Origin of the sequence: Kribbella sp. CA-294648 (assembly GCF_050943845.1) — a bacterium.
Classification (GTDB): Bacteria; Actinomycetota; Actinomycetes; order Propionibacteriales; family Kribbellaceae; genus Kribbella.
In genome coordinates this window covers 538,235-562,821 of the sequence record NZ_CP191981.1, presented here as the reverse complement: position 1 = coordinate 562,821, position 24,587 = coordinate 538,235, and the positions used below count along the sequence as shown (strand labels likewise).

Annotated in this window: 23 protein-coding genes; 18 read left to right on the top strand and 5 right to left on the bottom strand. The window is 68.0% G+C overall.

All coding sequences use genetic code 11. The features are described from left to right. The first annotated feature begins 13 nt into the window (after window positions 1-13). Entirely contained in the window at window positions 14-2,215 is a 2,202-nt protein-coding gene (locus tag ACQPYM_RS02790; RefSeq protein WP_433014251.1) for a hypothetical protein, read from the top strand. Here the strand turns inward: ACQPYM_RS02790 and ACQPYM_RS02785 are convergent. After that, window positions 2,208-3,245, bottom strand: coding sequence for a PseG/SpsG family protein (locus ACQPYM_RS02785; protein WP_433023167.1), 1,038 nt, complete (start codon window positions 3,243-3,245; stop codon window positions 2,208-2,210). The genes ACQPYM_RS02790 and ACQPYM_RS02785 overlap by 8 nt on opposite strands. A 74-nt stretch (window positions 3,246-3,319) precedes the next feature. On the opposite strand from ACQPYM_RS02785, the gene ACQPYM_RS02780 reads away from it, so the two are divergent. The 10 genes from ACQPYM_RS02780 to ACQPYM_RS02735 all read left to right on the top strand — a co-directional run bounded on the left by ACQPYM_RS02780 (window position 3,320) and on the right by ACQPYM_RS02735 (window position 12,030). Next, window positions 3,320-3,547 (top strand): AbrB/MazE/SpoVT family DNA-binding domain-containing protein, encoded by a 228-nt coding sequence (locus ACQPYM_RS02780; RefSeq protein ID WP_433014248.1) that lies wholly within the window; start codon window positions 3,320-3,322, stop codon window positions 3,545-3,547. After that, complete coding sequence (locus ACQPYM_RS02775; RefSeq protein ID WP_433014245.1) at window positions 3,537-3,977, top strand: type II toxin-antitoxin system VapC family toxin; 441 nt, start codon at window positions 3,537-3,539, stop codon at window positions 3,975-3,977. The genes ACQPYM_RS02780 and ACQPYM_RS02775 overlap by 11 nt, the downstream gene beginning before the upstream one ends. A gap of 88 nt (window positions 3,978-4,065) precedes the next feature. Continuing rightward, a complete protein-coding gene (gene pseB / locus ACQPYM_RS02770) occupies window positions 4,066-5,046 on the top strand; it encodes a UDP-N-acetylglucosamine 4,6-dehydratase (inverting) (protein ID WP_433014242.1) in 981 nt (326 codons plus the stop codon). Between the two features lie 2 nt (window positions 5,047-5,048). Continuing rightward, window positions 5,049-6,200: a DegT/DnrJ/EryC1/StrS family aminotransferase gene (locus tag ACQPYM_RS02765; RefSeq protein WP_433014239.1), complete on the top strand. Its 1,152-nt coding sequence runs from the start codon at window positions 5,049-5,051 to the stop codon at window positions 6,198-6,200. Continuing rightward, window positions 6,197-7,579: a hypothetical protein gene (locus ACQPYM_RS02760; RefSeq protein WP_433014236.1), complete on the top strand. Its 1,383-nt coding sequence runs from the start codon at window positions 6,197-6,199 to the stop codon at window positions 7,577-7,579. The genes ACQPYM_RS02765 and ACQPYM_RS02760 overlap by 4 nt, the downstream gene beginning before the upstream one ends. After that, on the top strand, window positions 7,579-8,409 hold the full coding sequence (locus tag ACQPYM_RS02755; protein WP_433014233.1) for a hypothetical protein: 831 nt from the start codon (window positions 7,579-7,581) through the stop codon (window positions 8,407-8,409). Before ACQPYM_RS02760 ends, ACQPYM_RS02755 begins: the two co-directional genes overlap by 1 nt. Next, window positions 8,406-9,134 (top strand): cytidylyltransferase domain-containing protein, encoded by a 729-nt coding sequence (locus tag ACQPYM_RS02750; protein ID WP_433014230.1) that lies wholly within the window; start codon window positions 8,406-8,408, stop codon window positions 9,132-9,134. The genes ACQPYM_RS02755 and ACQPYM_RS02750 overlap by 4 nt, the downstream gene beginning before the upstream one ends. A 38-nt stretch (window positions 9,135-9,172) precedes the next feature. After that, entirely contained in the window at window positions 9,173-9,946 is a 774-nt protein-coding gene (locus ACQPYM_RS02745; protein ID WP_433014227.1) for a class I SAM-dependent methyltransferase, read from the top strand. A 102-nt stretch (window positions 9,947-10,048) separates the two neighbouring features. Further along, window positions 10,049-10,393, top strand: coding sequence for a DUF485 domain-containing protein (locus tag ACQPYM_RS02740; protein WP_433014224.1), 345 nt, complete (start codon window positions 10,049-10,051; stop codon window positions 10,391-10,393). Further along, window positions 10,390-12,030, top strand: coding sequence for a solute symporter family protein (locus ACQPYM_RS02735; protein WP_433014221.1), 1,641 nt, complete (start codon window positions 10,390-10,392; stop codon window positions 12,028-12,030). The genes ACQPYM_RS02740 and ACQPYM_RS02735 overlap by 4 nt, the downstream gene beginning before the upstream one ends. 975 nt (window positions 12,031-13,005) lie before the next feature. Here ACQPYM_RS02735 and ACQPYM_RS02730 read toward each other — a convergent pair. After that, window positions 13,006-14,508, bottom strand: coding sequence for a DUF222 domain-containing protein (locus ACQPYM_RS02730; RefSeq protein WP_433014218.1), 1,503 nt, complete (start codon window positions 14,506-14,508; stop codon window positions 13,006-13,008). A gap of 392 nt (window positions 14,509-14,900) precedes the next feature. On the opposite strand from ACQPYM_RS02730, the gene ACQPYM_RS02725 reads away from it, so the two are divergent. Next, complete coding sequence (locus ACQPYM_RS02725) at window positions 14,901-15,101, top strand: hypothetical protein (protein ID WP_433014215.1); 201 nt, start codon at window positions 14,901-14,903, stop codon at window positions 15,099-15,101. Window positions 15,102-15,554: 453 nt separating this feature from the next. Here the strand turns inward: ACQPYM_RS02725 and ACQPYM_RS02720 are convergent, their stop codons facing one another. Beyond that, window positions 15,555-16,196, bottom strand: coding sequence for a winged helix-turn-helix transcriptional regulator (locus tag ACQPYM_RS02720; RefSeq protein WP_433014212.1), 642 nt, complete (start codon window positions 16,194-16,196; stop codon window positions 15,555-15,557). Between the two features lie 55 nt (window positions 16,197-16,251). Here ACQPYM_RS02720 and ACQPYM_RS02715 point away from each other — a divergent pair, with 55 nt between their 5' ends. The 5 genes from ACQPYM_RS02715 (at window position 16,252) to ACQPYM_RS02695 (ending at window position 21,902) form a co-directional block, all read left to right on the top strand. Further along, on the top strand, window positions 16,252-16,692 hold the full coding sequence (locus ACQPYM_RS02715) for a pyridoxamine 5'-phosphate oxidase family protein (protein ID WP_433014208.1): 441 nt from the start codon (window positions 16,252-16,254) through the stop codon (window positions 16,690-16,692). A gap of 28 nt (window positions 16,693-16,720) precedes the next feature. Beyond that, complete coding sequence (locus tag ACQPYM_RS02710) at window positions 16,721-17,059, top strand: hypothetical protein (protein WP_433014205.1); 339 nt, start codon at window positions 16,721-16,723, stop codon at window positions 17,057-17,059. Further along, entirely contained in the window at window positions 16,983-17,327 is a 345-nt protein-coding gene (locus tag ACQPYM_RS02705) for a hypothetical protein (protein WP_433014202.1), read from the top strand. The genes ACQPYM_RS02710 and ACQPYM_RS02705 overlap by 77 nt, the downstream gene beginning before the upstream one ends. A 174-nt stretch (window positions 17,328-17,501) precedes the next feature. Beyond that, entirely contained in the window at window positions 17,502-21,119 is a 3,618-nt protein-coding gene (locus ACQPYM_RS02700; protein ID WP_433014199.1) for a discoidin domain-containing protein, read from the top strand. A 270-nt stretch (window positions 21,120-21,389) separates the two neighbouring features. Beyond that, window positions 21,390-21,902: a hypothetical protein gene (locus ACQPYM_RS02695; protein ID WP_433014196.1), complete on the top strand. Its 513-nt coding sequence runs from the start codon at window positions 21,390-21,392 to the stop codon at window positions 21,900-21,902. 103 nt (window positions 21,903-22,005) lie between these two features. Here the strand turns inward: ACQPYM_RS02695 and ACQPYM_RS02690 are convergent, their stop codons facing one another. Then, entirely contained in the window at window positions 22,006-23,001 is a 996-nt protein-coding gene (locus ACQPYM_RS02690) for a winged helix-turn-helix domain-containing protein (RefSeq protein ID WP_433014193.1), read from the bottom strand. A gap of 122 nt (window positions 23,002-23,123) precedes the next feature. Here ACQPYM_RS02690 and ACQPYM_RS02685 point away from each other — a divergent pair, with 122 nt between their 5' ends. Then, on the top strand, window positions 23,124-24,068 hold the full coding sequence (locus ACQPYM_RS02685) for a superoxide dismutase (RefSeq protein ID WP_433014190.1): 945 nt from the start codon (window positions 23,124-23,126) through the stop codon (window positions 24,066-24,068). Window positions 24,069-24,077: 9 nt separating this feature from the next. Here the strand turns inward: ACQPYM_RS02685 and ACQPYM_RS02680 are convergent, their stop codons facing one another. Continuing rightward, complete coding sequence (locus ACQPYM_RS02680) at window positions 24,078-24,560, bottom strand: MarR family winged helix-turn-helix transcriptional regulator (protein ID WP_433014187.1); 483 nt, start codon at window positions 24,558-24,560, stop codon at window positions 24,078-24,080. Window positions 24,561-24,587: the final 27 nt, after the last annotated feature.

Below are 24,587 nucleotides of genomic sequence, written 5' to 3'. Positions count from 1 at the left end.
TAGGGTGACCCGCATGCACTCCAGGGCTCGACGGCGCGGGCCGAGGGAAACCGGCGCGGGCACCCTCGCCGGGCGGATGGCAGCGCTGCCGGTGCTGCTCCTGGTCCTGGTGTTGCTGCTTGCCCGGGCGCCTCTGTTCGACGTCCTCAGGTTCGGCTTGTTCCTCGCGGTCGGCGTGACTTTGCCGGGCGTCGTGCTCTGGCGGCTGGTCGGTGCGTATCGCGGCAGCCTGGTCGAGGACTTCGCGGCGGGTTTCGCGATCGGGACGGCCGTCCAGCTGATCGTCTACCTGGCCAGCGCGTCCGTGGGACTGCAGCGCTGGTCGTGGGGATGGGCGCCGATCGTGCTCGTCCTGGCCGTCCTCGACCGCGATGTGCGCAACCGCATCTGGCGCCGGGCCGAGACACCTCTTGCGCCCTGGACCGCCTGGTTGCTGTCACTGGCGACGTCACTCGTGCTCTTTGCGATCTACCGCAAGGGTCCGGAGCGCTACGCACCGGCGTACGTGGATCCGCTGGTCAGCGATCCGGGGATGGCGTTCCACCACGCGCTCGCGGCCAGCGCGAAGGCCGACGTACCGATTGTGCCGTTGTGGATCGGTGGCGAGCCGATGAAGTTCCACACCTTCTTCCACCAGATCACCGCGGCGACCTCATGGGCGACCGGGGTGGAGCTGACAACGCTGATCTATGCGCTGGCCTGGTTGCCTTTTGCGCTGGCCGGGTGCGCGCTGGTCTTCGCGGTGACCCAGCGGTTCACCGGTGTTGTTTGGGTGGGGCCGCTTGCCGTGCTGGCTGCGGGTCTGGGTGGCGCGCTGGAACCACTGCACGACGTGTCGATCGGTGGCGTCTCGATGGTGGCCGGTGCCTACCTGAGTCCGACCCAGAACCTGGGTCTGATGTTCGCGCTGCTGCTGGCCCTGCTGGCCATCGACGTACTGCGGAAGCAGGCGCCGCGGAGTCGGTGGCTACTCCTGATCCTGGTGGCGCTGGCCGCGGCCGGCGCCAAGGCGACCGTGTTGCCGATGGCGGTCTGCGGCTTCTTGCTGGTGTTCCTGTTCCGGCGATCGACCAAGGCCGCGTTCTTCGGCGTCGTGATCGCGTTGGGCCTGTTCATCGGATCGGCGATCGTCGTGTTCGGGGGCGAGTCGTCCGGGTTGCAGGTGAAGTTCGGCGATCTGTTCGTGCACCTGCCGCCGTACGAGTCGATCCGGGCGGGGGTCGATTCGGACGGCCGGGCTCAGTTGATCAGCGCGGCGGTCATCCTTGCCGCCTGGGGGCTGGCTGTCGTCGGAGTGCTGTTCCTGCGGCGGTTCTGGCGGGATCCGGGTGGGATCTATGTGGCCGGATTCGCGATCGGTGGGTTCATGGCCGCGCTGGTGACCAACCAGCCGTTGTCGTTCTACCGGATGGCGTTTCCGTTCCTGGCTGTGCTGTCTTGTGTGGGGCTGGCCAGGTTGGTCGAGCGGCTGGACGACCGGCGGAGCGGCGTACTGATAGCTGCAGCGGCCCTGCTCGGGTTGGTTGGCTGTGGCGTTGCGCGTTGGACCGCTGCTGATCGGCCGGGCGTCAAGGAGCCGTTGATCTGGACGGTCGCCGCTTTGCTGGCTGCGGGTCTGGTCGTCGCCCTTGGTTGGAAGGTGGGTCGCCGCGGTGGTGGTCTGCCGACGGCGTTCTTCGCCGCTGTCGTTGCCGCCTGCATGGTTGGTGCTGCGGCGCTGCCGCTGATCGGTCTGGTGTCGGGGCAGGCCAGCGATGTCGTCTACGGCCGTCCGGCGCGCGGCGGTCCCACCGCGGCCCAGGCGGATGCCGCTCGGTGGCTGAAGGAGAACAGCTCACGCAGCGACCTGATCGCCACCAACGCACACTGCATCGTGCGGCGCGGCGACTCGTGCGACAGCCGGCATTTCTGGATCGCGGCGCTGGCCGAGCGGCAGGTGCTGATCGAGGGCTGGGTCCGGACCAACCGGTCCCTGCGGATCTCGGCGACCACGGGCACCGACCCGGCGCAGGTGCCGTACTGGAACAAGGACCAGTTGGCCGCGAACGACGCCACCTTCACCTCACCGTCGGTGGCGATCATCGAGCGGCTGCGCAAGCTGGGCGTGCGCTGGCTGTACGCCGACAACCTGGCCGGTGAGGTGTCGCCGGAGCTGAAGCAGTTCGTCCGCCTGCGGCACGCGACTCTGGACGCGACGATCTACGAGATCAGGTAGCCGCTGGGGCTATGAGCTGCAGAAGCGCATCGGCGACTCGCACTCTGCCCCGGCCGTCGACGAGCTTCCAGCCGGCTTGAGCAAGCTGTGCTCGCTCCTGCGCGTCGGTGAGGAGCGTCCGTAGTACTGCGGACGCAGCTGCCGGGTCTGCCTTCAGCTGGGCGAGCGTGCCGACCCCTGCGGCCGCACCGGTGGCCACTGCTCGCTCGTAGCCCAGCTCCTGGTTGTCCACGACGCACACCAGACCGGCTGTGGCCCCGAGGCACAGCAGCTCCCAGGTCGACGTACCGGAAGCACTGATGACCAGGTCGGACTCCACGACGGCCTGGGCGAGTTGCGACGTCGGGCCGATCACCTGGACTCGCTGGTCTTCTGCAAGCGGCACAGCGGCGATCGCCTTGGCCAGGTCGTCGCCTGGAGCCACCACTGTCGCGTCGAAGGGTGCGCCTGACGCCGCCAGGGCCTGTACGACGTACGGGCCGGCTCCGTAGGCGTCAGTGCCGCCGAAGAACGCGAACACCTTTGGTACGCCGGACGGCCGTAGTACGGGCGGCTCGACCGGCCTCCAGGCGAGCACCTCGTCGCGCAACAACACATAGTCGAGCCCAGCCAGCCTGATGGCTCCCTCGGGCAGCACAGGCCGGTCGGACTCGGCCCCGAGATTCTGATCGACCAGTACGTCGGCGTCGGCACCCCTGAGCTCGCCATCCACGATCGCCAGCGTGGGCACCCCGGATCGGCGTACGGCGCTGAACACCTCACCCGGCAGGTCATAGGAGTCGAACACGACGGCATCGAGATTTAGCCGCTCGACCATCTCGACGTGCTCGCCAGGAGTCCACACAGCCGGCTCGACCCGAATCCCACGCCCGCTGAGCTGCGCATCAACCCACGGAACCGTCGGGCTGTCGCACACGAACACCACCTCCACCCCCCGCGCCCGCAACTCCTCCGCGAACGCCAAACACCGCATCACATGCCCGATCCCCCGCCGGACCCCGACATCACACCTGACCCCGACCCGCACCATCCACTCCACGCCCAGACGGTATCCGATCCAGGCTACGATGTAATACGTAGTAGATGTAATACGTAGGAGGATTCATGCGAATGAACAGCAAGGGGCAGGTGACCATTCCGGCCAGCCTGCGCGCGAAGCACCATCTGCACGAAGGTGACGAGCTCGAGGTGATCGAGGACGGCGACACTTTGCGCATCATCCGCGCCCGGGGCGGCGAGACGCGGGGCGAACGCCTGGTCCGCGAGATGCGCGGCCGAGCGACGAGCGGGCGGAGTACCGAAGAGCTGATGGAGCTGCTGCGTGGCGAGTGACCGCCCTCGGCAGCCCGAGCGTGCGCTGGCGACCATGGTCGACACGTGTGTCCTGCTGGACATCCTCACGGACAGCCCGCAGTGGGCCGACTGGTCCGCCGTGGCGGTCGCCGGAGCCCGCGACATCGGCGAGCTGGTGATCAATCCGATCATCTACGCCGAGGTCTGTGCCGGGTTCGACCGGATCGAGGAGGTCGACGCGGCGCTGCCCGCGGCCGACTTCCAACGGGAGGCATTGCCTTATCCAGCGGGCTTTGTGGCCTCCCGCGCCTTCGTCGCCTACCGCCGCCGCGGCGGGCAGAAGACTTCACCGCTCCCCGACTTCTACATCGGCGCCCACGCCGCGGTGAACCGGTACCGGCTCATCACCCGCGACGCCACCCGCTTCCAGACCTACTTCCCGACCCTCGAGCTAGTGACGCCGGGTTAGGCCCAGCCCGCTAGTCCTCGGTGGACTAGGGTACGGACTTGCGCGGTGTGATCGCGTGGTCCGGATTTGTGGCTCAGAAGGGTCTGACGTGTCCATCCTCACCGGCTCCGACATTCTCGTCACCGGAGGCACCGGGTCCTTCGGCCGGGCCTTCATCCGGTACGCCCTGGAGCAGCTCGATCCGCGCCGGGTGATCGTGTTCAGCCGCGACGAGCTGAAGCAGTGGGAGGTCCGGGCGCAGTTCGGCGACGACCCGCGGTTGCGGTTCTTTCTCGGTGACGTCCGCGACCGGCCCCGGCTGGTGCGGGCCATGCACCGGGTCGACTACGTCGTGCACGCGGCCGCACTGAAGCAGGTCGACAGCGGTGAGTACAACCCGTGGGAGTTCGTCCAGACGAACGTGATCGGCTCGCAGAACGTGATCGAGGCCGCGATCGATTCCGGGGTCAAGCGGGTGGTCGCCCTGTCCACCGACAAGGCTTCCAGCCCGATCAACCTGTACGGCGCGACGAAGCTGACCGCGGACAAGCTGTTCATCAACGGCAACCACTACGCGGCGGCGTACGACACCCGGTTCAGCGTGGTCCGGTACGGCAACGTGATGGGCAGCCGGGGTTCGATCATCCCGAAGTTCCGCGCGCTGCACGCGGCCGGCCAGTCGTTGCCGATCACCGACCTGCGCTGCACCCGGTTCCTGATCACGCTGCCGGAGGCGGTCCGGTTCGTGGTCGACTCGTTCGAGCTGATGACCGGCGGTGAGCTGTACGTGCCGCGGATCCCGTCGATGAAGGTGACCGACCTGGCCGAGGCGATCGCGCCCGGCGCCACCATGCACGACATCGGCCTGCGCCCGGGCGAGAAGCTGCACGAGGAGATGATCAGCCCGGAGGAGGGCCGGCGCGCGCTGGTGCTCGGCGGCCGCTTCGTCCTGCAGCCCGATCTCGCCACCTGGGGTTACACCCCGCCGGTCGAGGGGCAGCCGGTCACCGACGGCTTCCACTACGCGTCCGACACCAACGACCAGTGGTACTCCATCGACGAGATCCGCAAGATCCTCGAGAACGACTGACCGTGTCCGAGTCCTCCCCCACCCCGCCACTGCTGCCTTACGGTCGCCAGTCGATCTCGGCCGAGGACATCGAGGCGGTCACCGCCGTACTGCGCGGCGACTGGCTCACCACCGGCCCGGCCGTCACCGCCTTCGAGGCAGCGATCTCCGAGCTCACCGGCGGACATCGCGCGGTCAGCTGCACCTCCGGCACGGCCGCCCTGCACATGGCGTACGCCGGACTGGGCGTCGGCCCCGGCGACGAGGTGGTGACCACGCCGATGACGTTCGTGGCGACGGCGTCCTGCGCGGCGATCCTCGGCGCGAAGATCGTCTTCGCCGACGTCGAGGAGGACACCGCGCTGATCGACCCGGCCGCGGTCGAGGCTGTGACCACGGACCGCACGAAGGTCATCGCTGCGGTCGACTATGCCGGCCATCCGGCGGACTACGCGGCTCTCCAGCCGATCGCGGATCGCGTCGGCGCCGCGACGCTGGACGACGCGGCCCACTCGGTCGGCGGTTTCGCTGATGGCCGCCCGGTCGGCGATCTCGCCGATGTGACCACGCTGTCGTTCTTCCCGACCAAGAACCTCACCACCGGTGAGGGCGGCGCGGTCGTCGCGAAGGACCCGGCCGTCGCCCAGCGGGTGCACGAGTTCCACTTCATCGGGCTGGTCCGCGACCCGGCCCGGTTCGAGATCACCGACGAGGGCCCGTGGCACCAGGAGGTGCACGAGTTCGGGGTGAACTACCGGCTGACCGACCTCGCCTGCGCCCTCGGCCTGTCACAGTTACGCCGGCTCGCCGCCTTCAAGCAACGCCGGGCCGCCATCACGGCGAAGTACAACGAAGCCCTGGCCGGCGTCGACGGCCTCCGTACTCCGGTGCAGCGCCCGGGCGTCGATCCGGCCTGGCACCTCTACCCGGTCCGCGTGCTCGGCGGGCGCCGGCGTGAGGTGTTCGAGGGGATGCGCGCGGCCGGCATCGGCGTCCAGGTGAACTACATTCCTGTCTACTGGCACCCCGTCTTCGCCCAGCAGGGTTACCAGCGCGGCCTGTGCCCCAACGCGGAGCAGTTCTACCGCGAGGAGCTCTCGCTGCCGATGTTCCCCGACCTGACCGACGCCGACGTCGACCGGGTGATCGAAACATTGACGAAACTGGTGCGGTGAACAGCTTGTTGATGGTTGGGGCAGAGATGCTCAACTGGTCTGATCTGCGGCCTACGGATGGGCCACCGGCGACTGGTGGGCGGGCTACCGGCGCGTTGCTGGCCGCGACGTTGCGGCCGACCGACAAGGTGCTGGTCGCCGGACCGCATTCGCTGCAGGTGCTGGAACTTATCGCGAGCAGGACCGCGTCGGTCGACGTACTGGTCCGCTCCGCGCCCGATGCCGAGCAGATCGCGCGGCTCGTCACCGGCCGCGTGTACTGCGGCGCCCTCGACCGCTTCACCGGCACCGACCTGTACGACGTGGTCGTGGCGCTCGACGGATTGCCCCGGCTGATCGGCCCCGACACCCCGGCGATGGAGTGGACGGACGGCCTCGCCCTTCTCAAAGCGCGGATGGCTCCTCGCGGCCGGCTGCTCTTGGCGGCGGAGAACTCCTTCGGGATCGAGCGGCTGATCCAGCCCGACGTCACCGCGACTGTGCCCCGCAACGCGGACTGGCCGGGCGTCGTCGACGGCGCTCTGACGGCACCGGTCGGATTGGCGGCTATCCGAGCCGCTCTCGGAGCGCTGGCCGACACCACTACCGTCTACGCCGTCTACCCCGACTTGGTGAGCGCGGATCTCGCGCTGACCGAGCCGCGTGGCCCACTGACGGCCGCAGCTATCGCGAGGTCCGTCGCCGCCCGCTACAACGGGCCGACGTTGATGGATCCCTACCGTCTCGTCCAGGACGCGGTGGCCGCCGGCCTCGGTTTGGAGCTGGCGCCAGTCTGGTACTTCGTGATCGGCGACACCGCCCCCACGGTCCTCCCTGTGAAGGCAATCCCTTCGGGTGAAGGCGTGTTGCTCGAAGAACAGTTGCTGGCGGCACTCAAAATCGACGATCAGGCAGCACTTCGGTCTATGGTGCCGGCTTATGTCTCGTGGCTGGCCTCGCTCGACCGGGAGTCGGCGGCGATCGCCTCGCCGGACAACGTGATCGCGGACGGCACGGCGTACCGGCTGTTCGGTAGTGGCGTGGTGGTTTCGGGTGGCGCGGTGGAGCATCTGGCGCGGTTCGTCCGGCGGGCACAGGAAGCGGGCTCTCGGCAACCCTGGGCCGGTGACACGCAGGCGCTGACCGCCCGGCTTTCCTCGATGGCCGGGCTCGAAGTGACCGGCGAGCTGACCGTTGCCGTCGACAACCTTCGTCCGCAGGGGCAGGCCGAACAGCTCGCCACCATCGCGCGGCTGTCGCAGGAGCTGGCCGACGCGAACGAGCAGGCAACCTGGTTCGAGAGCCAGCTGGACGGGATCCGGCGGTCCCGGCCATACCGGATCGGCCACGCGGTGCTCAACCCTGCCCGGGTCGTCGTGAAGCGCCTCCGGCGGCTCTGATGCACCACGCCAACCACTTCTACGGCCACGCGCACGTGATGGCGAAGTACGCCGGACTGCGCGGTTCACCGCGGATCTGGGGCTATCTCCAGCACGGCTGGAACATCCTCGACGGGTTCGCGTACAACACCGCGTTCGTGGCCGGGATGCCGAAGTTCGTCTGGTCGGACAGCGTCCGGCGCCGCGGCTGGTCGAGGGGCCTGCGCAACCACTCGGTGATCGGCGCCCCCTGGCTCTACCTGCTCCAGGTGCATCCCGAGCTGGCGACTCCCGCGAAAGATGCTCAAGGCACCATCTTCTACCCGTTCCACGGCTGGGAAGGCCAGCACGTGCTGGGCGACCACGGCCGGATCGTTGCCTCGATCAACGAGCACGAGCAGGGTCCGGTGACGGTTTGCCTGTACTGGAACGAGTACCAGAAACCGGAGATCCGGCAGGTCTACGAGCAGGCCGGCTTCCGCGTCATCACGCACGGCTACCGCGGCCTGCACTGGCGCAAGATCGACCAGGACTTCCTGCTCAAGCAGCTCAAGGAGATCCGGCGGCACCGTCGGGTCGCCTCCAACCGGCTCAGCTCCGCGGTTCTGTACGGCGCGTCGCTCGGCCTGCAACCCGGCGTCTACGGCGACCCGATGCTGCTGGAGAACGAGCACCCGTCGTTCGGCGGCCAGGCGCGGATCAAGCGGATGTGGCCGGAGATGGACCAGCCGTACGTGCCGCTCGAGCTGGCCCGCGACTTCACCGACACCGAGCTCGGGGTGGAGCATCTCGCCCACCCGGCCGAGATCCGGGAAATGTTCCAATGGACGCTCAAGAAGGCACATTCGTGAAGATCGGCATCATCACCCAGGCTCGCGCGACGAGCACCCGGCTGCCGGCCAAGGTGCTGCTCACCGCTGGTGGGCGGACCTTTCTCGAGTACCACCTGGACCGGCTGGTCGCCACCGGACTGCCGGTGATCGTCGCGACCACCACCAACGCGGCCGACGATCCGATCGTCGAGCTCACCGAGAAGGCCGGGCTGCCGGCCTTCCGGGGTAGCGAGCACGACGTGCTCTCCCGCTTCGCCGGCGCGGCATCGCAGTACGGGCTGGACGGGGTGGTCCGGGTCACCTCGGACTGCCCGCTGATCGACGCCGAGGTGGTTGCCGCCGGGGTCGAGCGCTGGCGCGCGGAGGACGACTCCAACCTCTACCTGTCCAATTGTCTGGAGCGGACGTATCCGCGGGGGATGGACTACGAGGTGTTCTCGACGGCGCGGCTGCTGGAGGCCGATGCTTCGGCGACGCTGCCCGCCGACCGCGAGCACGTCACGCCGTACCTGCACCAGAACCGCCCCGGGGACGTCCGGTTGCTGAACCTGCCGTGGCTCGGCGGCGGCGCGCAGTACCGGCTGACGCTGGACACCGAGGACGACCGGCTGCTGCTCACCGAACTGCTCGAAAACCACGGCGCGAGCCGCCTCGGCTGCGCGGATCTGGTCGGAATTCTGGCCGAACATCCCGAACTCGTCGCGCTCAACGCGCACATCGAGCAGAAGAAGCTCGGCGAGTGACGCCCCGCGAGGCGGTGGCTACGGCATGATTTGCGGTGATGACCACCGATGACTCAGATCGCGCGCACTCCTTCGGCGCCGTCGCGGCCGCGTACGACGCGGGCCGGCCGACGTTCCCTGCCGACGCGCTGACCTGGATCCTCGGTCCGGGACGGCTGCAGATCCTCGATCTCGGGGCCGGCACCGGCAAGCTCAGCCAGGTCGCCGCGGCGCTCGGGCACGACGTCGTCGCGGTCGATCCGTCCGAGGAGATGCTGACCGTCTGCCGCAAACTGCCCGGCGTGGACACGATGGTCGGCGCCGCCGAGTCGATCCCGCTCACGCACGCCTCGGTCGACGCGGTGATCGTCGGCCAGGCCTTCCACTGGTTCGACCACTCCCGTGCGTTGCCGGAGATCGCCCGGGTACTGCGCCCGCACGGCGTCCTCGGCCTGCTCTGGAACAACTACGACACGGTGGTGCCGTGGGTCCGCCGGCTGCACCGCGCGATGATCGGCGAGGACTTCCTGGCGGTCAACGACGAGTTCGACCCGATGCCGGTGCTGCTCCAGTCCGACCTGTTCTCGATGGTCGAGACGGCCCGGTTCCGCCACTGGCACGACCTCGACCGGGCCGGCCTCAAGTTGCTCGCCCAGTCCCACTCGCGGGTCGCAGTACTGACCGAGTCGCGGCGGGAGTCGGTACTGGAGCAGATCGACGCCATCTACGACAGCACCGCCCGGCCGCCGGAGCCGCTGCGGATGCCGTACTTCACCAACTGCTACCGGACCCGTCCGAGCGACCTGGCCAACTACCGCCGCACGATGGCCTGAAACCGCTCTCCACCGGCTGAGAACATTTTGGTCGCATTCGGCCACATTTCGCCTACCAGCCGCTAACGTGCACCTGTTCGCGTTCCGAAACGAGGGGTGCAGATGACTGAGGAAACCGGGGCGGAGCGGGAAGCTCGCGCGTACGAAGCCGTCCACGAGGCGCACGACTTCCAGCAGCTGAAACGCCGGTACAGGAACTTCGTCGTGCCGTGGACGGTCGCTTTCATGGTCTGGTACCTGGCCTACGTCGCCTGTAACAACTGGGCGCGTGACTTCATGAGCCAGCGGATCGGCGGCACCCACATCAACGTGGCGCTGGTCTTCGGCCTGCTGCAGTTCGTCTCGACCTTCGCCATCGCCATCATCTACGGCCGGTTCGCGAACCGGAAACTGGATCCGCTGGCCAGTGGCCTGACCGCCAAGTACAAGAGGGAGCGCCGCCGGTGACCACCTTGCTCGTCCCACTCGCCGACGCCGAACCCGGCAACCAGGCGCTGACCATCTCGCTGTTCACCGCGGTCGTGGCCATCACGCTCTACATCACCTGGTGGGCCTCCCGGCAGAACAAGACCACGGCCGACTACTACGCCGGCGGCCGCTCCTTCAGCGGCGCGCAGAACGGCCTCGCCGTCGCCGGTGACTACATGTCGGCGGCCTCCTTCCTCGGCATCTCCGGCCAGATCGCGCTCTACGGGTACGACGGTTTCCTGTACTCGATCGGCTTCCTGGTGGCCTGGCTGGTCGCGTTGCTGCTGGTCGCCGAACTGCTGCGCAACTCCGGCCGGTTCACGATGGCCGACCAGCTCGCGTTCCGGATGCGCCAGCGGCCGGTACGAACCGCCGCCGCGTCCTCCACGATCGTGGTGTCGATCTTCTACCTGCTGGCCCAGATGGTCGGCGCGGGCTCGCTGGTCGGGCTGCTGCTCGGGGTGACGAGCGAAGGCCTGAAGGCCGGCGTGATCGTGCTGGTCGGTGCGCTGATGATCATCTACGTGACGATCGGCGGCATGAAGGGCACCACCTGGGTACAGATCGTCAAGGCCGTGCTGCTGATGTCCGGCACCCTGCTGATCACCTTCCTGGTGCTGCTGAAGTTCGACTTCAACCCGTCCAAGCTGCTCGGCGCGGCCGCGGCCAACTCGGGCAAGGGCGAGGCGTTCCTGCAGCCCGGCCTGCTCTACGGCAAGGACCTGGTCGGCCAGATCGACTTCCTGTCCCTCGGTCTCGCGCTGGTTCTCGGCACCGCGGGTCTGCCACACATCCTGATCCGCTTCTACACCGTGCCGAACTCCCAGTCGGCGCGCCGGTCGGTGCAGTGGGCGATCGGCCTGATCGGCAGCTTCTACCTGATGACGCTGGCCCTCGGCTTCGGCGCGGCGGCGCTGCTCGACACGGGCAGTTCCTCGGCGGTCGCCGAATCGAAGGGCAACACGGCGTCGGTGCTGCTGGCCGAGGTGGTCGGCGGCGGCGCCGGCTCGCTCGGCGGCGCGATCCTGCTGGCCTTGATCGCGGCAGTCGCCTTCGCCACCATCCTCGCGGTGGTGGCCGGCCTGACGCTGGCCTCGGCGTCGTCGTTCGCGCACGACCTGTACGTGAACGTCATCGCCAAGGGCACGGTCACCGAGAAGACCGAGATCCGGGTGGCGCGCTTCGCCGCGATCGGCATCGGCGCGGTGGCGATCGGGCTGGCGATCCCGGCCCAGAAGCTGAACATCGCGTTCCTGGTCGCGCTCGCCTTCGCGGTCGCAGCCTCGGCGAACCTGCCGGCCCTCCTGTTCAACCTGTTCTGGCGGCGCTTCAACACCTCGGGCGCGGTCTGGAGCATCTACGGCGGCCTGACCTCGGCCGTCCTCCTGGTGATCTTCTCACCGGTCGTCTCCGGCAAGCCCACCTCGATGTTCACCGACGTCGACTTCGCCTGGTTCCCACTCTCGAACCCAGGCATCGTCTCCATCCCACTCGGCTTCCTGCTCGGCGTAGTAGGCACCTACCTCGGCAAAGACAAGTCCTCCGCCACCCGCTACAACGAACTCTCCGTCCGCTCCCTAACCGGCGCCGGCGCAGAGGGCCCAGGCAAGCACTAGCCCTTTTCCCGTACTACGCAAATGCCCGCGGCGCCCTTTGGGGCCGCGGGCATCTTGCTCCCACCCACAGCCGCGAAGCAGCCTGCATCTAACAGCTGCCCGCGTCCCGAACTCGGTCACCACCTGCCCCTGCACCCGCACTCGCGTCGCGGGCCAGCGTCTTGCACCCACCGCACTCGCGCCGCGGGCCAACGTCTTGCACCCACCGCATTCGCGTCGCGAGCTGGCGCGCTGAGCCCGCCCGAACCACTCGCGGCAGAACGCAGTCCTCGCCCAGCCCGCATTGCGCCGCCGGGCTGGCGTCTTGGCCCCACCCGTACTCGCCTCGCGGGCCAGCGCGTTGCCCCCGCCCGAACCACTCGCGGCAGATCGCGATGAGAGACCGACTCGCTTTGCGCTGGTCGGGGCCGGCGTCTTGCACCCACCCGTACACGCGTCGCGGGCCAGCGTCTTGCACCCGCCCGAACCACTCGCGGGGAACGCGACACGCATCCAACTCGCGTCGCGCCGCTCGGGCTGGCGCCTTGGCTCCACCCGTACTCGCTTTGCGGGTTAGCGCGTCGCACCCGCCCGAACTCTTACCGACCTCGTCAAGCGGCGTCGTGCGACGCGCCGTCGTCAGTGTCCCAACCCTCTCAGCGCATGCCCCTCAGGCCACTTCTCCCATTCAAACGGCCCCGGCCGTGCGCCGTGGCCATCGACAATTCACGCAGGGCCCCCGGGACTGCGGAGTAGCGGGACGGCTTGACGCACCTGCTCGATGGACACCTCAACGTTCCTGCGGTCAGCCTCGTCATGCCCTGGTAGTAGTAGATGACCTCCTCTCGCCCACTCCGCCGGTCCCGACCCTCGGCGAGCGTGGTTCTAGGCGCCCGATCCCTGGTGATCGGGCGCTTGAGCCTGCGGCCATTTGCGCGGGCGGTCGCGGGCTGGCTTGCCCGGGTTGGTGCGGCGCCGCCGGCGGGCGCCGGGCGTTTACGGGCCGGCGGAGGGGGTGCCGTTGTCGCCCCAGGGGTCTAGGAGCGCGGTGGCTTCTGGGGTGAGCCAGGACAGGTCTCCGGTACCAGCTTGCACCTTGGGTCGCGAGCCAGGCTGCGGATCGGGTTCCTGGGTGAGGCTGGTGGTGGGTACGCGGTCGGGGTGTTCGTGCGGCGTGTTGACGCTGACCGGCTGGCGAGAGGTCGGCGTGTAGTAGTGGGATAGGTCGGTCAGGTTGGCGAGATCTGCGGCGCTGGTGATGCCGGGGCTGGTCCAGGTGGGCCGGGTTACGTGGACGACGCCGCCGGTGATGGTGATGGCCCATTGCCCGGAGTGCACGGCGCGGTGATGACCGGCGCACAGCAGCACCAGATTGGCGATCGAGGTCGGGCCGCCGTCGATCCAGTGGATCAGGTGGTGGGCGTGGCACTGCCACGGCGGGGCTTTGCAGACCACGCAGCCCTTGTCCCGCCTCATCAAGGCCCGCCGGATCGGCCGGGTCACGAAACGCTGCTCGGTGCCGACGTCCAGCGGCTGGGAGTCCGAGCCGAGCACGATGGGCAGGATGGCGGCGTCGCAGGCGAGGCGCCGGATCGCGGAGGCGGACAGGTTGTCGCCGTAAACGAGTTCGCCGACGGCGTGGGCGGTGGCGGTGCGCAGGTCGTCGAAGTCGATGGTGATGGTGATGTGCGGAACGCCCGGGGCGTGCGAGCCGTTCGAGGTGCCCGGGTCGTTGTCGGTGCGGGGTGTGTTGGCCGCGGCGAGATCCAGAATCAAGCTCAACGCGTCGGCCTGGCGCTTGTCGTGCGGGCGCGGGTCCAGCTCACCGTCAACGGTGCGGTGAGGCTTCGACAACCGGTTGATCTGGGTACGGAACTGTTCAGCGTTCTCCCCGGCCAGATAGCCGCTGAACTTCACGCCGCCGTCGGCCCGGTGCAGCGTGAGCGACTCGCGGGCGGCGGCGTCGTGTTCGGCGGGTTCGGGGCCGTCGGTGTCCAACCGGGCCAGCACCTCGCGGCCGAAACCCAGGAGCCCGTCCGGAGTGAGCAGCTGGGCGGCTTCGATCATCTGCTCCTCGGCCACCCGCAACAGCTCGTCTGGGACCGACGCTGGGGCTTTCTTCAAGGTGGTGATGATGGCTGCGGCCTGGCCCGGGTTCAACACCAGGCCCAGTGCCCGGGCGTCGGCGGTGGTGGGTGTCGGGTCGGCGGGTGCTGCCGGGTCGGGCAGGGCGGCGGTGACTGCGGTGTAGCTGGGGAGCGCCTCGGCGGTCGTGAGGTCTTGCTTGATCTCGCGGCGGTTGCGGTGGTGACGCAGCGACAAGAACTCGATGGTGTCCCGGGCACCATGCTCGGCCGCGAGGCCGCGTTGGTCGAAGTCGGCGACCAGCTGCAGGCGGTACGTGGTGAGGGTGGAGAGGGCAGATTCGACGGCGTCGAGGGTGGACAGCAGGGCGCTGTCGCTGAGCCTCGACGGTGGGAGTAGCTGCGTGGTCTCCATGCATCAAACTCTAGACACCGCCACCGACAGTTTCTGGGCTCAGGCCGCCTTGTTTATAAGGGAAACCGCGTTTGGCAGGAAGTGGCCATGTTGTGCACAAGGAGGTCAATCCTGTGGATGACGGCATGATGTTGCGTAGGGCAACAGTTTGCCGGAAGTGCTTCCCCGAACTGGACGGAGACGTACGTGTGGGCCACGAGCCGGCGCGACGCGAGCACAGGCGGGGCCAATCGCCAACCACCCACGCGACAGGTGCCGGATGCTCGTCGGCCCGGGCGAACCGTAATCTTGCTCATCTCCGGCCCGGCCCACTGGCTCACCTCGGATTCCGCATGAGGGACCCTGTACGTCGCGCGCGCTCGACCGGGCGTGCGACGTACAAGGAGGCGATAGTGAGCAACGACCAGGAGCCGGGCGCGCAGGACGAGCCTGGCCAGAAGAAGGCGAACACGACGCTGGCCACCGGAATCGCGGTCGGGCTGGCGGTCGGTGCGGCCTTCGGGTTGATGTTCGACAACATCGCCGTCGGCATCGCCATCGGCCTCGCGCTGGGAGCGGCCATCGCCGCCTCGGCCAATCACAGAAAATCCTGAACCCGAAGTAGCTCCGCCGTCGGCGCGCCATCAACGCGGGTACGCCGACGCGCACCTCGCGGGGCCGGTCAGTCGCCAGGTGGCCCGTAGGTGGAGCGTCCACGCGGAAGCCGCGGATCATAGGCCGCGATGTACCGGTCCGTACCGGGAGCCTTCGATTGGTCGCCAGATCGACGGACAAGCCGGCCAACCCGATCGCTGACACCAAGCCGCGCGCCGGCCCACTGAAACTTGAGCCAGCCGAGTAACTGGATGCCGAATCGGACGGCGCCGTTTGCCAAGGTCCGCCCTCCCCCGCCGAGCAGGTCTTTCGCAGGTAGTCCTGCGACTGTACCGACTTCCCCGGTCGTCCACCCCTGCGCGATAGCCGGTGACAGCCTGGCACTGCGGTGACCACCCCATCCCGTTGCACGACTGGAAGCCTTCACCCTCGACGTCGTAGTACGGGTGGGGTCAGGTGGGTGCGCCGATGGGGAACCTCATGGCGAAGCGGTTCAGGTCTTCTGCCGTGCCGCTGGTGGTCACCAGCTTGGTCCTGAGGGCTTCCGCCCCGTCGACCGCGCCGGTGAGGAGCGGAGCGATCGGCGCCCGTGCCTCGATGACGATCGAGCCATCGAGGGGTCCTGGGTCGACGGTCAGATCGGCGGCGTTGATGATCGCGTGGATGACGGTTTCGCCGAAGCGTAGTTCGTACTTCGCCTTGCGCTTGCCGGGGCGGAACGTCGAGCGCAGGGCCATCACCAGGATGTCCGCGGTGATGATCTCGTCGGGGCGGAGTTCGCCTAGTGAGCGGGCTCCCCAGCGTCCCAGGGCGAGGACTACGGGTTCCAGATCCGTGCCGTACTGCGTCAGCTCGTAGACGATCGCGCCCGACGGTCGCGGCTGGACCCGGCGTACGACGAGGGCTGCCTGCTCCAGCTCCTTCAGCCGGGTGGCGAGGACGTTGGTGGGGATCTTCGGCAGACCCGCGCGCAGGTCGGTGTACCGCTTCGGGCCGACCAGTAGGTCGCGGATGATCAGCAGCGCCCAGCGCTCTCCGACGAGTTCGAGCGCGCGGGCGACCCCGCAGTACTGGCCGTAGGTCTTCGTGGTCATATTTCCCATCTTACTGCTCTTGACAGAGTCTACTTGTTTTAATGAAGCTTGATGCATGGCGAAGATGACTGAGCAGCAGCGACAAGAGTTCCTGGCCGACCCGCATGTGGCGATCCTGAGCGTGGCGGGTGAGGCGGGGCGGCCGCCGATCAGTGTGCCGACGTTCTACGCGTACGAGCCGGGTGGCGAGATCACGATGTTCACCGGCACCCAGCGACGCAAACCGCAGCGGATCGAGCAGATCAAGAACACCGGTGTGGTGACCGTGGTGGTGCAGCGCGAGGAGATGCCGCCGGCGTACGTGACCGTCGAGGCCGAGCTGGTCGAGATCGGCAAGCCGACCCATGAGCAGATGCTGGCGATCGCCCGCCGCTACATGACCGAGGAGGAGGCGGAGGGGTACGTCCGGACAGAACTCGGCGACCCGGACAACATCGTCGTCCTGTTCACCTTCCGTCCGACCCGCTGGCTCAGCTCGGACGTCTCGCACGACTGATCCGACCGGCGCACTAGCGTCGGCGCTCGTGAATCGATTGCTGGCGGCAACCTTTGTCCTGTACTTCGCCGTCGCCGGGTGCACGAAGGACGACGCGGGCGCCCGCGAGACGCCGGCCGGGTTGCTCGACTACGCCACCGGTGCGGCGACTCCCGCCGGCCGGCCGCGCAAGCCGACCGGCGAGTTCACCGCGCTCACGTTCGATCGCGAGGGCCGTCTCGTCTTCGCCATCGAGGTCAACAAACCCGGGTTCGGTGGACAGTTGATACACCAAGGTGGTCCGCCGGGAGGTGACAGCGGCGCCTTTCGCTCCAGAGGGCAGCACCGCGACCCTGGGCATTCTCCGGGCCGGCATCGCCGCGGCTGATGGCTTGCTGGCGGTCACCACCGCGAACACGCCCGTCGGACCACCCGAAGACGGCCGTTTCGACTGGGCCGGCCAGCACACCGACGGGCAGCGCGCAGTACTCGATGAGGCGCGAGGGCTCACCATCCGGCTGATCCGGCCGGGCGGCACTGTCACGACTGCCGCGTTCGGCGATCGGTTCACCCTGCACGGCGGCTACCTGTACGTCGTCGTGCGGAGTTCCGCCGCTGATCGCCTGCTGCTCGACCGGGTCAAGCTCCCCGCCTGAGCGAACAGCCAGCATCCGAACCGTTGACGCCTCCGTAGCGCTGCCGTAACAATGAGCCAACGCTGCGCAAGAAATCAGCAAACTTGAGAAACTTCTAGACATCTCCACCCAATTCTTGGCAGCCGTAGTCCTTTGTGCCCTCACCACCCCGCCCATCGGAGAGGCCCGGATGCCATGAGAACCACACCTGGAAGGTGGCGGCTGCTCGCTGCCACGGTCGTCGGCAGCCTGGTGCTGTCGGCCGGCCCGATGTTCGCCGCGGTCGGCGTCACCGGCCCCGGCGCGACCGCAGCGGCTGCAGAGGCCGCAGTACTGGCCGGTCCTAACCTTGCGGCCGGCAAGTCCGCCACCGCGAGCGGCAGTACGCAGAACTACGTCGCGGCCAACGTCACCGACGGCAACCAGGGCACCTACTGGGAGAGCCCGAACCACGCGTTCCCGCAGTGGGTGCAGGTCGATCTCGGCTCGTCCGTCAGCGCCAACCAGGTCGTCCTGAAGCTGCCGACCGCCGGCTGGGGAGCACGCGACCAGACGCTCGCCGTCCAGGGCAGTACCGACGGTCAGAACTTCAACGACTTGTCGGCCTCCGCCGCCCGCGCCTTCAACCCGCCGACCAACACCGCGACCATCGACTTCGGCGCCTCGACGGTCCGGTACATCCGGATCCGGATCACCGCCAACACCGGCTGGCCCGCGGGCCAGCTGTCCGAGCTCGAGGTCTACGGACCGTCGACCGGTGACACCCAGGCTCCCACCGCCCCGGGCAGCCTGGCCTTCACCGAACCGGCCGCCGGCCAGATCCGGCTCACCTGGTCTGCCTCGACGGACAACGTCGGAGTCACCGGGTACGACGTGTACGCCAACGGCGAGCTGCGCACCAGCCTCGCCGGCAACGTCTTGACCTACACCGACACCCAGCCGGCCAGTACGTCGGTCAGCTACTTCGTCCGCGCCAAAGATGCCGCCGGCAACCAATCGCCGAACAGCAACACCGTCACCCGGGGCGGCAGCAACGGTCCGGGCAGCAACCTCGCGCTCGGCCAGCCGATCACCGCCTCCGGGCACGTGCACACCTTCGTCGCGGCCAACGCGAACGACGACAACGTGCAGACCTACTGGGAAGGCAACGGGAACCCGGCCACCCTGACCACCGAACTCGGCGCGAACGCCGACCTCAGCTCGATCGTGATCCGGCTCAACCCGGACAATGCCTGGGGCAACAGAACCCAGACGTTCTCGATCCTCGGTCGCGAGCAGAACGCGTCCGGGTTCAGCACGATCGTGGGCTCCGCGGCGTACAGCTTCAGTCCGTCCACCGGCAACACGGTGACGATCCCGGTCAGCGCGCGGGTCGCCGACGTACGGCTGAACTTCACCGCCAACACCGGCGCCCCGGCCGGCCAGGTCGCCGAGCTCCAGGTGATGGGCGTCCCCGCCCCGAACCCAGACCTCACCGTCTCGAACGTCACCTGGACCCCGTCCGCACCGGTCGAGACCGACACGATCACGCTGTCCGCCCGGGTGAACAACACCGGTACGGCGGGCTCCCCGGCGACCAGCGTCAACTTCTACCTCGGCACCACCAAGGTCGGCAACGCAGCCGTCGGCGCGCTCGCCGCCGGAGCGTCCGCGACGGTGACAGCGGCGATCGGCACCCGCGACGCCGGCAGCTACCCGCTCAGCGCCAAGGTCGACGAGACGAACGCGATCATCGAGCAGAACGACGCCAACAACACCGGCACGAGCGCCGGCCCGTTGGTCGTCACGCCGGTCCCAAGCTCTGACCTGGTCGCCTCCGCGGTGAGCTGGAGCCCGGGCAACCCGGCGGCCGGCAACACCGTCACGTTCTCCGTCGCCATCAAGAACCAAGGCAGCGTCGCCTCAGCGTCCGGCGCGCACGGCATCACCCTGACATTGCTCAACGGCAGCACCGTCGTACGGACCCTGACCGGCTCGTACTCCGGTGCGATTGCCGCGGGAGCCACCACGGCGCCGGTCAACCTCGGCACCTGGACGGCGGCCAACGGCCGGTACTCCGTCCGCGTGGTGCTCGCCGACGACGCCAACGAGCTCCCGGTCAAACGCGCCAACAACACCAGCGAGAAGCCGTTCTTCGTCGGCCGCGGCGCCAACATGCCGTACGACCACCTGGAGGCCGAGGACGCCTCGATCGGTGGCGGCGCGTTGCTGGTCGGCCCGAACCGCACCATCGGTGACCTCGCCGGTGAGGCGTCCGGACGCAAGGCGGTCACGCTGAACTCGAACGGATCGTTCGTCGAGTTCACCACCCGCGGCAGCACCAACACGCTCGTCACCCGGTTCTCGATCCCCGACGCACCCGGCGGTGGCGGGATCAACTCGACGATCAACGTCTACGTCAACGGCGCCTTCCACAAGGCGTTGCCGCTCACCTCGAAGTACGCCTGGCTGTACGGCGCGGAGGCCGGTCCGGGCAACTCACCGGGCGCGGGATCGCCGCGGCACATCTACGACGAGGCCAACATCATGCTGGACGGGACGTTCCCGGCCGGCACGAAGATCAAGCTGCAGAAGGATCCCGGCAACGACACCAACTACGCGATCGACTTCATCAACACCGAGCAGGTCGCGCCGATCGCCAACCCCGGAACCGGGTACGTCGTACCGGCCGGGTTCAGCCAGCAGGACGTGCAGAACGCGATCAACCAGGTGCAGCAGAACTCAAGCCTGCAAGGGGTCTATCTGCCGGCCGGGAACTACCCGACGTCCGGCAAGTTCACCGTCGGCGGGCGGGCGATGAAGGTGATCGGCGCCGGGCCCTGGTACACCCGGTTCGTCGCACCGACGACGCAGACCAACACCGACGTCGGATTCGACGCCTCGTCGTCGGCGAACGGGTCGACGTTCAGCGGGTTCTCGTACTTCGGCAACTACGACAGCCGCAACGATGGTCCGGGCAAGGTGTTCAACTTCGGCGGTACGGCGAACATGACCATCGACAACATCTGGGTCGAGCACCAGATGTGCCTGTACTGGGGTGCGAACACCGATAACTCGACGATCAAGAACAGCCGGATCCGGGACATGTTTGCCGACGGCATCAACATGACGAACGGGTCGGCCGGCAACACGGTCAGCAACAACGACGCCCGCAGTACCGGGGACGACAGCTTCGCGTTGTTCAACGCCGTCGACGGCGGTGGCGGCGAAGTCCGGGACAACGTCTTCGAGAACCTCTCCTCGACATTGACCTGGCGGGCGGCCGGGTTCGCGGTGTACGGCGGCACCAACAACGTGTTCCGCAACCTGTACGTCGCGGACACCCTGGTGTACTCCGGGATCACGATCAGCTCGCTCGACTTCGGCATCCCGATGAACGGCTTCGGCGCGACCCCGCCGACCCGCTGGGAGAACATCTCGGTGGTCCGGGCCGGTGGGCACTTCTGGGGAGCCCAGACCTTCCCGGGGATCTGGATCTACTCCGCCACCAAGGTCTTCCAGGGAATCCGCCTGTCCGACGTCGACATCGTCGATCCGACCTACAGCGGCATCATGTTCCAGACCGACTATGTGGGCGGGCAACGCCTCTTCCCGATCGCCGACACCATCCTGACCAACATCTCGATCTCCGGCGCCCGCAGATCCGGCGACGCCTTCGACGCCAAATCCGGCTTCGGCATCTGGGCCAACGAAATGCCCGAACCAGGCGAAGGCCCAGCCGCCGGCGCGGTCACCTTCAACAACCTCACCCTGTCCAACAACGCAGTAGACATCCGCAACACCACAACAACCTTCACCCTGATCCGCAATTGAGACCAGCGGCCGCCGGGTCTCCTCCGGCGGCCGCTCCCCTGCGTCCGCGGACCCGGCTCACCTACCGTCCGGTAGGCTGCCGAGCCAACTTCCAAGCGACTCTTCTGTCTCAAGGCATCACCAACTTTACCGACAATTCCCCTGTATTCATTGACCTTTCCCGGGGCAGATCACACTGCCCCCGAATGCCCGCCAAATCCCCTCGGTCACACACCAGGTGACCTGCAAGGCTCGGACTTTCGCATTCCGCGCCCTGGGGGAAACAAGCACATGCCGATCCACGTCTTCGTCGACGAAACCAAGTCCCGAGGATTCCTGATGGCCGCCGCGCGCTGCGAGGCCGGCGATGTCGCCGTCCACCGCAAGGCGCTCCGCGCGCTACTACTGCCCGGCCAGGAACGATTGCATTTCCGGCACGAGACCGATGCCCGACGCAAGAAGATCATCAAGGTGATCAGCGGGTTTCACATCCTGGTCGATCTCTACTACGCCGATAGAGACACGGCGATCAGCCGCCGGCGCTGTCTGGAAGCCATCGTGCGGGATGCGGCAGGGACTGCCGAGCTACTGAGGATCGAACGAGATGAATCGACCATCGACCACGACAAGCAGGTCCTGCATGCGGCGGTGGAGCGGCATGGTTGCTTTGATCTCCGTTGGGAGCTTCTTGTCCCCAAGGCGGATCCATTGCTGTGGATACCTGATGCTATTGCTTGGGCCTGGATGCATGGCGGGAACTGGCGGCGATTGGTCGCGGCGTTCAGCCAGCTGAGAGACCTCTGAATGCGCAAGACCCGGCTCACCTACCGTCCGGAAGGCTGCCGGGTCCACTTCCAAGGGACTATCCTGTCCCGAGGCAAAGCCAACTATACCTGCGATTTCTTCTTCAGGCTTTGAGTTTTGGGATCTGCCCCGTGGTGGCCGGGGGTTGCCCTGTTAGTAGGCGGTGGGCTGTGGGGGTTAGGGAGTGGTGGGCTGTGCCTGCTGTGCGGTGGGTGGTGATTAGGCCGGCGTTGCGTAGTACCCGGGTGTGGTCGCTGGCTGAGGCTAGGGAGATGCCGGTGCGGCGGGCTAGTTGGGTGGTGCTGGCGGTGGCTGTCAGGGATCGGAGTACGGCGGCTCGGGTGCGGCCCAGGAGTTCTGCCAGGGCGTCTATGTCCACCTCGTCGGCTGAGGGGAGGTCGGCGCAGGGGTAGACGAGGACGGGGCGGCGGTTCGGGACGTCCAGGACTAGGCATTCCGCGGTCAATGAGGACGGGTAGAGGAGTAGGCCGCGTCCTGCCAGGTTGATGTCGAAGGTGGGGCCGGGGCCTAGGCCGTACAACGTCAGGACGGGTGCTTGCCAATCGATGTCCGCGTGCAGCCCGCTCAGCAAGCCGTCCATTCCGTGGTGGAGGACGGCTCGGGAGCGCAACGCGAGGTCCGCGCCGTACCGTCGCTCCAGCTCCATCCCCGACGTGGCGAGTACGTGCTGATGAAAGTCCCGTACTGCGTTCCCGAGTGCTCGCCGCGAGTTCGCAGTACCGTCGAGCAGGCCGCGCATGAAGGGGTCGACCTCAGCCGGTAGGTGCGGCTCGAGGATCTCCCGCACCGCCGACGCGGGCGTCTCCATCAGCATCGCGACGGCTGGCTCCAGTCCCGGCGTCGGCACCTCGGGCGTGAGGAAGTCGGGGAACTGCCCGGCCGGGCTGATCAGCTTGAACAGCGGCCGCATCGACGGGCGGATCAGCGGCGCCACCTGCCGTCTCCACCGCCGCGCGACCGGCGGAATCGCGCGGTCACCCAGCGCCCGCGCGGCCAGCGCCGCCTCCCAGAGCGGTTCGGGCTCGGCCGGGAAGGTCACCCGCGCGAGATCGTCCGCGCTGAAGTGAATCCGGATCATCGCCGCCTCCCCGAGGAATACCTTGCGCCGATTGTGCCTGCTCGAAGGGCCGCCGGACAGACTCCTTCGGTCCTGACCGAAACCGGTCGAGCCGGCGGCCGCCCACCGTCCAGGCTGGCCCGATGATTCGCAGACGCACCGCCGCCACCGTCCTGCTGGCCGCGCCACTCATCGCCGCGACCATCCAGCCCAGCGCCCAGGCCCAGCACCCGCAGTACCACCCGCGCCCCACCACCTACGTCGTCTCGACCACGCCGGGCGACACTCCGGAAGGCATCGAGGTGACCCGCAACGGCACCATCTATGTCACCAGCGTGGGCACCGGCGCCGTGTACCGCGGCACGGTCCGCAACCCCACCCTTAAGCCTTTCCTGCCCGCCGGCAGCGACGGCCTCACCTCCGCCACCGGCGTCCACGTCGACCACTGGGGCCGCGTCCTGGTCGCCGGCGCCAGCACCTCGAAGCTCTACATGTACGACGCGCGCGGCCGCCTGCTCGCCATCCGCCCGGCCGCGGAGGGCTCGTTCCTCAACGACTTCACCTTCACCAAGGACGCCGTCTACGTCACCGACTCCGCCCACAACCAGATCTGGCGCGCCTCCCTCACGAGAGACGGAATCGGCCGGCTGAAGCCCTGGCTGACGCGCGACAAGATCCTGCCGAAGCCGTACTTCCTCAACGGCATCGTCAACGACGGCCGCAATCTGCTCGTCGGCGAGCAAGGCCAGAACGTGACGTACCGCGTCGACCTGCGCACCAAAGCCGTGAGCACAGTGGAGATCACCGGCGCGAACGGCATCCTGTCCGGCGACGGCTATCTCCTCGAAGGCCGCCGCCTGTACGCCGTCTACAACGCGGGCGGCGGCAAGTACGTCACCCGGCTCGCCTTTCTCAACGTCGATTCCACCCAGGCCCACGTGCTCGAGGACTCATTGCCAGCAGCAACCAACTCCACGCCGACCACGGTCGCGCGGGACCGCAACCGCCTCCTCTGGGTGAACAGCCAACTCGACGCCGCGCCCGGCACCCCGCCGTACACGGTCTCCGTCGTCCCCGGCCTCAGCTGACGGCCGCCGCTAGAGCGAGTCGGCCATCCGCGAGAGCACCTCACCCGCGGCGAGCACCAGCGCTCGATCGTCTTCGGAGAGATGGTCGAGCAGCTTGGTGAGGTCCTCGACCGCATGCCGGCCGGCCGCGTCCACCACCGCGGCACCCTGAGGAGTCAGCACGACCGCCGTCGCCCGCCCGTCCTGTACGTCGGCCTGGCGGCGGGCCAGCCCGGCTGCCTCCAGCGCCGCGACCGTGGTGGTCGCCGTCGGCTGGGAGCACGGCACGCGGCTGGCGATCGTGCCGATCCGGATCGGCTGCTCGTCGGCGATCAGCAGCAGCGCGATGAACTGGGTGGGGTGCAACGTGCTGCTCGCACTGGTCCGGCCCAGGTGCCGCACGATCCGGTGCATGCCGACGAGCAGCCGCAAAGTGTCCTGCTCGATGTGGATCCCCTCCCCCGTTTCCCCGAATCCGCCATCGTGGCACAGGATCGCCCGGAGGGCAGGCACTATTTCGTCCTGCTGCAACAATCTGCA